Origin of the sequence: Amycolatopsis sp. NPDC026612 (assembly GCF_040638285.1) — a bacterium.
Classification (GTDB): domain Bacteria; phylum Actinomycetota; class Actinomycetes; order Mycobacteriales; family Pseudonocardiaceae; genus Amycolatopsis.
The window spans coordinates 1-7,178 of sequence record NZ_JBEZYB010000156.1 but is presented as its reverse complement, the minus strand read 5'-3'; the positions used below and the strand labels follow the sequence as shown (position 1 = coordinate 7,178).

Genomic DNA, 7,178 nt, shown 5'->3' with positions numbered 1-7,178 from the left:
GTCCGGCGCCGAGCCGGACCAGCCGCCGGTGAACAGCCCGCCGGCCAGCCACCCGGCCGCGACGAGCAGCACCGCGGCGCCGCCGCCGAGCCACGTGCGGGCGCGCCGCCGGATCACCACCGACTTCGGGCGCAGGTCCTGGTCGCACACCGGCGGCCGGGTGTAGATCGGCTCGGCCGCCAGGACCTGGTCGTCGATGCGGCGCCGCTGGGGCAGGCTCGCCGCGACGATGCCCGTGCGATCCAGCAACTCCACCGCGGCGCGGTCGCCGGACGGGCGGGTCGCACTGCGCGGTGCGGTGCGGAGCATCGGGACCTCCGGTACGGGGCTCGCGGACCCCCGCATTCTGGACCATTTCGGACGGTCCTGTCAGAAACGCAACTCCATTGAGTGAAGGTCACCGGTCCGACGGTTTGAGCCCGAGCCGCGCGAGCGCCGCCAGCGGCCGCTGGTAAGCGGAGCCGAGCACGCGCGGAATGGCGTCGATGACGTAGGCGTCCGGGCCGATGAGGATCCGCGCCGACTTCCGCTCGATCCCGCGCAGGATCGTCTGCGCCGCCTTCTCCGGTGTGGTGCGGGCGATCCGCTCGAAGCCCTGCGCCGCCTTTTCCTGGTCGTCGGCGGCGCTGCGGGAGTTGCGCACGATGTTCGTCTTGATTCCACCGGGGTGCACGCAGCTCACCGCGACCGGGTACCGCGCGATCAGCATTTCTTCGCGCAGTGCTTCGGTGAATCCGCGAACCGCGAACTTCGCCGCGTTGTACGCGCTCTGCGTCGGCACGCCAACGAAGCCGAACACGCTGGAAAGGTTCACCACGTGCCCGTCGCCGGAAGCGATCAGGTGCGGCAGGAACGCCTTCGTGCCGTTCACGACGCCGCCGAGGTTGATCCCCATCAGCCAGTCGTAGTCGTCGAACGTCATTTCCTCGACGTTCGCGCCGAGCGCGACACCCGCGTTGTTCACGACCACGTTCACGCCGCCGAATTCGTCGGCGACGTCTTCGGCGTGCGCGAGCACGGCGCTGCGGTCGGCGACGTCGAGGGTGTAGGCGCGGGCGTTGTCGCCGGCCAGCTTGGCCGTGGCCTCCGCGTTCGCGGTGTCGACGTCGGAGAGCGCGACCCGGGCACCGCGCCTGGCGAACTCGCACGCCAGCGCGCGGCCGATGCCCGAGCCCGCTCCGGTGATCACCACGACCTTGTCCGCGAACTGCTTCATCGGCCCTCCCGCCCGTCAGGTGTTACTCCCGAGTAGCGAATGTTAGCGGCTGTGAGCTTGCTGTGGGTGTGCTGATTGTGTCGGTCCGTCGCCCTATGGTGGTCTGGTCGACAGCCTGAGACAGCGACAGCCCGAGACGAGGAGGCGATGCCCGTGCGGCGGCTGGCCGTTCTGTTCACCCTCGTCGCGATCGTGCTGCTCGGCGCGGCCTTCGTCGTGATCGTCGCCCGCCAGTCCCCGCCCGCGGGCGCGACGGCGCCGGACGTCGCCACCGTCGAGGCCACCCCGGCGGTCGACCTGCCCGCGGTGTCGAGCCCCGCGGTCGGCGCGCTGTTCGCCGAAGGGGCGCACTACTGCACGGCCAGCGTCGTGCACAGCGAGCGGGGCGACGTGCTGCTGACCGCGGCCCACTGCATCCACGACGGCGAGGGCGGCGGCTACCTCACCGGCCTCACCTTCGCGCCCGGCTACCACGACGGGATCGCGCCGTTCGGTTACTGGACGGTGGCGGACGAGCTGGTCGCGCCGGGCTGGACGGCGTCGTCGGACCCGGACCTCGACGTCGGCTTCGCCACCGCCCACCAGGCGGGCGCGACGAAATCCCTGGAGAGCCTGGTCGGCGCGAACCTCCTGGCCACCGGCACCGCGTTCGAGCAGCCCATCACGCTCACCGGCTACCCGGACGACTCCGAGGTGCCGGCGGTCTGCCAGAACACCACCACCAAGCAGGACACCTACCAGCTGAAGGTGGACTGTGCGGGCTTCCCGACCGGCACGAGCGGCGGCCCGTGGGTGGCCGGGCAGAACCCGCAGACCCGGCTCGGCACGGTCATCGGCGTCATCGGCGGCTTCGAGTTCGGCGGCAACGACCCCGACACGTCGTACTCCAGCTACTTCGACACGGACGTCCTGGCGCTCTACCGGCAGACGACCGCCCGGACCTGACCCGGCATGATGCGGGGCATGAGCGAGCCCGTCGACGTACCCATCACCGGAGAGCCGATCCGGCTCGGCCAGTTCCTCAAGCTGGCCGGCCTCGCCGAAGACGGCTCCCACGCCAAGGACCTGATCGACGCGGAAGAGGTCACGGTCAACGGCGAGGTCGAGACCCGCCGTGGCCGCCAGCTGACCGACGGCGACGTCGTGGCGGTGGGTCCGGCCCGCGGCAAGGTCATCCTGGTCCGCTGACCGCCGTCCGCCTGGTCAGCCGACGCTGGTCAGCGGCGGCAAGCCGAGGGAAGCGGCGAGCGCGTCCAGTTCGCGGCGCACCGGCCCGGCCAGTGGCACGCCCAGTGCGCGGCACTGCTCGAGGTGCTGGGCCTCGCGCCAGCCGGGGTAGCGGATCGGCGCGCCGCCGTCCCAGCCGAGCATGCTGCCGAACAGCGCGCTCGCGGCGCGGTAGAAGCCGTCGGCGCTGCGCAGGGTCGTCGGCGCGATCGCCAGCACCAGCAGGCCGGTGTCGTGCTCGTGGTCGGCGACGCCGGAAAGCACGCCGGCCAGGACCTCGACCAGCAGCGTCAGCCCGGCGGCCTCCGAGCCGGGGCGGTCCATGTCGAAGACGAACTCGGGGTACGCGCCGCCCGGCGCGGCCATGCCCAGCGGGTTGATCGGCTGGCCGGGTTCACCGCCCGCGGCGAGCACCAGGCCGATCATCGCGTGCGGCAGGGCCCGCGCGGCGTGGTGCCCGGCCCGGCCGAACGGCCCGATGCCGCGCAGCGAGACCAGCCCGACGCCGAAGCGGCCGGCCCGCGTCACCGCCCGGTCCATCGCGTCGCCGACGGCCCAGAGCCCGGGCGCGCGGCGGTAGTCGATCAGCGCGGCGGCGCCGCGGTCGGCGATCATCAGCGGCTCGGCGTGCGGCACGACGAGCCCGTCCTTCAGCAGTGGCAGGTGCACGCGGGTCAGGTCGGCGACGCCGGTCTCCGGCGAGCCGGTCAGATCACCGTGGCAGAGCGCTTCGGCTGCTATGCGGGCGCGCGCTTCGGGGAGACCGTGGGCGGCGAAGACGTGTGCCACGAGGGTGACCAGCTCGTCGGCCCGCACACGGGGCCAGGACTGTTCCGGGATCGGGGTTTCCGGGTGTTCTTCTTCGAGGGTGCCGGCTTCGGGGCGGGCGGAGCGGAAGGAACGCGGTCTGAGGGGCACTTCCCCGACCTTGCCCAGCCCCGGTTCGGGCGTCAACGGACCCGGGCCGGGCCTACCCGACCGTGTGATCGAGACGTCCGAAGCGTCGTACCCTTGGCGCCATGTGCCGAAACATCACCACCCTCCGGGGGCTCCAGCCGGCCGCGACGGGCGAGGAGATCGAGGCCGCGGCCCGCCAGTACGTCCGCAAGGTGACCGGCGTGCAGTCGGTTTCGGACGCCACGCGCGAGCCGTTCGAGGCCGCGGTCGCCGAGATCACGGAGATCACCGCGCGGCTGCTGGAGCAGCTGCCCGAGCGCCGCCAGCCACCCGCGACCGTGCCCCCGCTGCGCCGCCCCGAGGTGCGGGCGCGGATCGCCGCGAAAGCGCTGCGCCAGCCCTGAGTCAGCGCACCGGCTGCGCGTAGCCGCGCTCGCCGGTGTGGTCGACGCCGTCGTCGTCCGGGAACTCGTGGGTGACCTCGAGCCCCAGCACGCGCTCGTACCCCAGGTCCCGCACGGGGAACTTGACGTGGTGGAAACCCTCGATCTTCGCGGTCATCGCCGCGGCCGTTTTCCCAGTCCCGCTAGGGTGATGACATGGGTGGACAGGCGCTGGTGCTGGGTGGCGGCGGGGTCGCCGGGATCGCGTGGACGACGGGGCTGCTGGTGGGCTTGGCCAGGCACGGCCAGGACCTCACCGGCGCGGACCTGATCGTCGGCACGTCGGCGGGCGCGGCGGTCGCGGCCCAGGTGACCAGCGGTCTTGCGCTGGACGAGCTGTTCGCGCGCCAGGCCGAGCCGGCGCGGCAGGCCCCGGAGATCCCGGCCGACATCGACTTCGAAAAGTTCGCCGCCGACTTCGGCGGAGCGCTCACCGGCGCCACGACCCCGGCCGACGTGCGGCGGGCGGTGGGGGAGCTGGCGCTGGCGGCCACGACGGTGCCCGAAGCGGAGCGCCGCGCGGTGATCGCGGCCCGCCTGCCGGTGCACGACTGGCCCGAACAGCGCCTGGTCATCGTGGCGGTCGACGCGGAAACCGGCGAACCGCGCCGGTTCGACCGCGCGTCCGGTGTGTCCCTCGTCGACGCGGTGGCGGCGAGCTGCGCGGTCCCGGGCGTCTGGCCCGCGGTGACGATCGACGGCCGCCGCTACGTCGACGGTGGTGTCCGCTCGGGCGAGAACGCCGACTACGCGGCCGGCTCGACCCGGGTCACGGTCGTCGCGCCGCTGGGCCTGGAGTCGCCATTGCCGGCGGAGAAGCCGCTGCTCACGGTGCTCGACGAGCTGCGCACGGCGGGCGCGGAGGTCGCGCTGATCACCCCGGACGAGCGATCGGTCGCGGCGGCAGGCCAGAACCCCCTGGACCCGTCGACGCGCACACCGGCCGCCGAAGCGGGCCGCGCTCAGGGCGCGGCGCTCACGCTGGCCTGGACCTAGGCCGGCGGGCCGAAACCAGCAGACCGGCGATCCTCGCCACCGGGCCCGTCGACGTGCGCGACGACCAGGTCCAGCACGCGGTGCGCACGTCCGAGGCGCGACCCGGGTTGCGTCGGGCCGTCGGCTAGGCTCGTGGAGCGAGGTAGCGTGTCCGAGCGGCCGAAGGAACATGTCTTGAAAACATGCGAGGGGGCAACCTCTCCGTGGGTTCGAATCCCACCGCTACCGCTTTGAGAACCCGGGCGCCGGTGCGCCCGGGTTCAGCTTTCCGCGGCCAGCAGGTGCACCCGCACCCGCTCGAACGCCGCGGCGATCGTCGCCTGTTCCGTGGGGCTCAGCAGGTCGATGAGGTGTTCGCGCACGCCCTCCACGTGCGTCGGCGCGGCCTTCTCCAGCAGCGCCTCGCCCTGCTCGGTCAGTTCGGTGACGACCCCGCGCTTGTCGTCCGGGTCACGCGCCCGCCGGACCAGGCCCGCGTTCTCCAGCCGGCCGACCTGGTGCGAAAGCTTGCTCTTCGTCGATCCCATGTAGATCGCCAGCTCCGACATCCGCATCCGGCGGTCGGGCTGGAACTGCAGGCAGACGAGCACTTCGTAGTCCGTCAGTGACACTTCGTGGCGCTCGGACAGCTCGCGGTGCAGCCGCTGCCGCAGCAGGAGGGTCGCCACGATGTAGGAGCGCCACGCCGCCATCTCAGCTTCGTCCAACCACCGCACAGCACGCTCCTCGCCCATAATGCAGCGTAGAACGTCGATCAACGGACCGCGCGGTCCGAGCCCGATTCGGCGGCCGGTGAAATACCGTTGCAACATCGCCCGATGGTGGGGTTACGAAAAGGTTGAGACTCGGCCGGGAAAGGCGCATTCTGCTTGTGGTGGATGGTCGGCCAGGGTAGGTGGCGCGGCAACGGCGACGTGCCGGCCCGGCTCCCCACCAGGAGAGGTCAGGTGGTTGTGTGACGGGTGATTCTCGCGGTTGACCGCCAGCTGCGTCCCCGCGACCGGCCCGGAAAGCCACCGGTTCGGTCGTGACTGCGAACAGCTATTGAGCGGGCTTCCATGCGTTCACGCATACGGCGTCGGTCGGGCCTGGTTCCGGTCACGGCCTCGGAAGCCGTGACGACAGCGCCTGAACGCCGGCCCGGAAGCGGCCAGCCGCTCGACTAGAAGACATACCTCGGTACAGGCCTGGGTGCGGCCGTCAGCGCGACGGACGCACCCAGGCCTGTTACCAATCCGAGCCGAAAGCAGGCGGACAAGGTCCGGAGCCGGCCCGCTCACCGGCACCCGTTCCGCCGTGGCTGCCGATCGGCTTGGTAACGATCGAAACAGTACGCTTTGCTGGTGAGATTCGACGACAACGCCGGCCTGGACGCCTCCGAGGTCCAGGACCTGCGCGGAAGCGGTGGAGACGGCGGCGGCGGGGTCGGCGGCCGCGTGGCGCTCGGCGGCGGCGGACTCGGCGTCGTCGGGCTGATCATCTACTTCGTGCTGTCCCAGCTGGGCGGGGTCAGCACGGGCGGCAGCGGGCTGAGCGGCGGTCTCGGCAGCGTCGGGTCCGGCCAGCAGGTCGACAACTCGAAGCTCTCGAGCGAGTGCAAGACCGGCGCGGACGCCAACAAGAACCACGACTGCGCGATCGTCGCGATCGTCAACTCCGTCCAGGACTACTGGACGCAGCAGTTCGCGCGCTCGGGGTCGACCTACCAGCAGGCGCCGACGAAGTTCTTCAACGGCGGCGTGCGCACCGGCTGCGGCAGCGCCACCTCCGACACCGGCCCGTTCTACTGCCCGGCCGACTCCGACGTCTACATCGACCTTTCCTTCTTCGACGAGCTCAAGACCCGCTTCGGCGCGCAGGGCGGGCTCTTCACCGAGGCGTACGTGCTGGCCCACGAGTACGGCCACCACGTGCAGAACCTGCTCGGCACCTCGAAGAAGGGCACCGGCTCCGGTCCGACGTCCGGTTCGGTCCGCCTCGAGCTGCAGGCCGACTGCTACGCGGGTGTCTGGGGCAACCACGCCTCGACGACCCCGACCGAGAGCGGCAAGCCGCTGATCACCGACGTCACGCAGGACGACATCAATTCCGCGCTGGACACCGCGTCCCGCATCGGCGACGACTACATCCAGCAGAACCTCGGCGGCGGCCAGGTGGACCGCTCGAAGTTCACCCACGGCACGTCCGCGCAGCGCAAGAAGTGGTTCACCACCGGGTTCCAGACCGGCGAACCCGCACGCTGCGACACCTTCGGCACCAGCAACCTGGGCTAGCAGCGCCCCAATGTGGCCTTGGTTGCGTTCAACGCACCCAATGTGGCCTTCGGTGCGTTCAACGCACCGAAGGACCCCCGGCTGGGGTCGTCACCGGAGAGGCACAATGCGACGGTCCAGTTCACT

At 71.5% G+C, this 7,178-nt stretch carries 9 protein-coding genes, 1 tRNA gene and 1 pseudogene; 6 read left to right on the top strand and 5 right to left on the bottom strand.

The window, feature by feature from the left end; genetic code table 11:
• Both AB0F15_RS44530 and AB0F15_RS44525 read right to left on the bottom strand, forming a co-directional pair.
• A pseudogene (locus AB0F15_RS44530) lies at nucleotides 1–309 on the bottom strand (hypothetical protein); the annotation flags it as partial.
• Nucleotides 310–397: 88 nt separating this feature from the next.
• Nucleotides 398–1,216, bottom strand: a complete 819-nt coding sequence (locus tag AB0F15_RS44525; protein WP_360283914.1) for an SDR family NAD(P)-dependent oxidoreductase — start codon at nucleotides 1,214–1,216, stop codon at nucleotides 398–400.
• Nucleotides 1,217–1,363: 147 nt separating this feature from the next.
• Between AB0F15_RS44525 and AB0F15_RS44520 the strand changes: the two genes are divergently transcribed.
• Both AB0F15_RS44520 and AB0F15_RS44515 read left to right on the top strand, forming a co-directional pair.
• Nucleotides 1,364–2,161 carry a trypsin-like peptidase domain-containing protein gene (locus AB0F15_RS44520; RefSeq protein WP_360283912.1) on the top strand — a complete coding sequence of 266 codons (798 nt, stop codon included), beginning with the start codon at nucleotides 1,364–1,366 and terminating at the stop codon, nucleotides 2,159–2,161.
• An 18-nt stretch (nucleotides 2,162–2,179) separates the two neighbouring features.
• Nucleotides 2,180–2,404: an RNA-binding S4 domain-containing protein gene (locus AB0F15_RS44515; RefSeq protein WP_308671636.1), complete on the top strand. Its 225-nt coding sequence runs from the start codon at nucleotides 2,180–2,182 to the stop codon at nucleotides 2,402–2,404.
• A 15-nt stretch (nucleotides 2,405–2,419) separates the two neighbouring features.
• Here AB0F15_RS44515 and AB0F15_RS44510 read toward each other — a convergent pair whose 3' ends face one another.
• Nucleotides 2,420–3,361 (bottom strand): Ldh family oxidoreductase, encoded by a 942-nt coding sequence (locus AB0F15_RS44510; RefSeq protein WP_360283909.1) that lies wholly within the window; start codon nucleotides 3,359–3,361, stop codon nucleotides 2,420–2,422.
• A gap of 101 nt (nucleotides 3,362–3,462) precedes the next feature.
• Here AB0F15_RS44510 and AB0F15_RS44505 point away from each other — a divergent pair, with 101 nt between their 5' ends.
• Nucleotides 3,463–3,744, top strand: coding sequence for a DUF2277 domain-containing protein (locus AB0F15_RS44505; RefSeq protein WP_360283907.1), 282 nt, complete (start codon nucleotides 3,463–3,465; stop codon nucleotides 3,742–3,744).
• A 1-nt stretch (nucleotide 3,745) separates the two neighbouring features.
• On the opposite strand, the gene AB0F15_RS44500 is transcribed toward AB0F15_RS44505, so the two are convergent.
• Nucleotides 3,746–3,901, bottom strand: a complete 156-nt coding sequence (locus tag AB0F15_RS44500; RefSeq protein ID WP_360283906.1) for a hypothetical protein — start codon at nucleotides 3,899–3,901, stop codon at nucleotides 3,746–3,748.
• A gap of 38 nt (nucleotides 3,902–3,939) precedes the next feature.
• Between AB0F15_RS44500 and AB0F15_RS44495 the strand changes: the two genes are divergently transcribed.
• Together AB0F15_RS44495 and AB0F15_RS44490 are read left to right on the top strand one after the other, a co-directional pair.
• Nucleotides 3,940–4,779, top strand: a complete 840-nt coding sequence (locus AB0F15_RS44495) for a patatin-like phospholipase family protein (RefSeq protein WP_360283905.1) — start codon at nucleotides 3,940–3,942, stop codon at nucleotides 4,777–4,779.
• Nucleotides 4,780–4,920: 141 nt separating this feature from the next.
• Nucleotides 4,921–5,007 (top strand) — tRNA-Ser (locus AB0F15_RS44490).
• Between the two features lie 32 nt (nucleotides 5,008–5,039).
• Here AB0F15_RS44490 and AB0F15_RS44485 read toward each other — a convergent pair.
• Entirely contained in the window at nucleotides 5,040–5,513 is a 474-nt protein-coding gene (locus AB0F15_RS44485) for a MarR family transcriptional regulator (RefSeq protein ID WP_360283904.1), read from the bottom strand.
• Nucleotides 5,514–6,122: 609 nt separating this feature from the next.
• Here AB0F15_RS44485 and AB0F15_RS44480 point away from each other — a divergent pair.
• Complete coding sequence (locus tag AB0F15_RS44480) at nucleotides 6,123–7,052, top strand: neutral zinc metallopeptidase (RefSeq protein ID WP_360283902.1); 930 nt, start codon at nucleotides 6,123–6,125, stop codon at nucleotides 7,050–7,052.
• Nucleotides 7,053–7,178: the final 126 nt, after the last annotated feature.

What these genes read in the sequence shown, in the direction of transcription:
- AB0F15_RS44495 (WP_360283905.1), top strand. Translation starts at nt 3,940, where the DNA reads ATGGGTGGACAGGCGCTGGTGCTGGGTGGCGGCGGGGTCGCCGGGATC.
- AB0F15_RS44515 (WP_308671636.1), top strand. Translation starts at nt 2,180, where the DNA reads ATGAGCGAGCCCGTCGACGTACCCATCACCGGAGAGCCGATCCGGCTC.
- AB0F15_RS44500 (WP_360283906.1), bottom strand. Translation starts at nt 3,901, where the DNA reads ATGACCGCGAAGATCGAGGGTTTCCACCACGTCAAGTTCCCCGTGCGG.
- AB0F15_RS44520 (WP_360283912.1), top strand. Translation starts at nt 1,364, where the DNA reads ATGCCCGTGCGGCGGCTGGCCGTTCTGTTCACCCTCGTCGCGATCGTG.
- AB0F15_RS44485 (WP_360283904.1), bottom strand. Translation starts at nt 5,513, where the DNA reads ATGGGCGAGGAGCGTGCTGTGCGGTGGTTGGACGAAGCTGAGATGGCG.
- AB0F15_RS44525 (WP_360283914.1), bottom strand. Translation starts at nt 1,216, where the DNA reads ATGAAGCAGTTCGCGGACAAGGTCGTGGTGATCACCGGAGCGGGCTCG.
- AB0F15_RS44505 (WP_360283907.1), top strand. Translation starts at nt 3,463, where the DNA reads ATGTGCCGAAACATCACCACCCTCCGGGGGCTCCAGCCGGCCGCGACG.